Raw genomic sequence first — 892 nt, 5'->3', positions numbered from 1 at the left:
TTTTTGAACGCGACGTTCGGCAATGCCGCAGAGCTCATCATCGCCATCTTTCTGGTTAGAGACGGGATGTTCGATATCGTCAAAGCCAGCATCACCGGCTCCATTATCGGGAACATGCTGCTGGTGCTCGGACTTAGCGTGCTGCTCGGCGGATTGAAATTCAAGGAACAGACCTTCAACGTTAAATTGGCCGGTCACAATGGATCGCTCATGTTATTGGCCGTTATCGCGCTGTTCATTCCTGCCGCGTTCGCCCGGAGCTTCACCACTCAGGAAACGTCCAATCTGAGCGTCATCGTATCCGTGATCCTGATCATCGCTTACCTGCTCTGGCTCGTATTCTCCATGGTCACGCACAAGAACGAACTCTCGGACGAGGTCGTGGAGCACGGGGAAGCCGCATGGTCCAAAGGGTTGTCGATTGTATTCCTGCTTGTCGCCACCGCTATGGTCGCCTTTCAGAGCGAGTGGCTCGTGCATACGCTGGAGCCGTTCAGCCATCAATACGGACTGTCCGAGCTGTTCGTAGGCGCCTTCCTGATTGCGATCGTCGGCAATGCCGCGGAACACAGCGCCGCTATTATAATGGCCCGGAAAAACAAAATGGGCGCCGCCGTCGAAATCGCGGTCGGCAGCAGCCTGCAGATTGCTCTGTTCGTCGCGCCTGTATTGGTGCTGCTCTCGCTCATTTTCGGCAAAACGATGGATCTTGTGTTTACCACTTACGAGCTCGTAGCCATCGGCGTAGCCGCGTTTATCGCCAAATCGATCTCCAAGGACGGAGCGACAACATGGTTCGAGGGCGTACTGCTGCTGGTTGTCTATGTCATTCTGGGCATTGCGTTCTTCTTAGTGTAGAAGCCATAAGACAAAAAAACAAAGAGTAACCTTC

At 53.8% G+C, this 892-nt stretch carries 1 protein-coding gene; it reads left to right on the top strand.

Features of this window, described 5'->3' with window-relative positions:
* Positions 1–858: calcium/proton exchanger (gene cax / locus QJ48_RS35130; protein WP_054977840.1), on the top strand; the 858-nt coding region annotated here is incomplete at its 5' end.
* Between the last annotated feature and the right edge of the window lie 34 nt (positions 859–892).

This window comes from Paenibacillus sp. A3, from assembly GCF_001399685.1.
Taxonomy (GTDB): Bacteria; Bacillota; Bacilli; order Paenibacillales; family NBRC-103111; genus Paenibacillus_G.
This window is presented reverse-complemented; position numbering and strand designations above follow the sequence as displayed.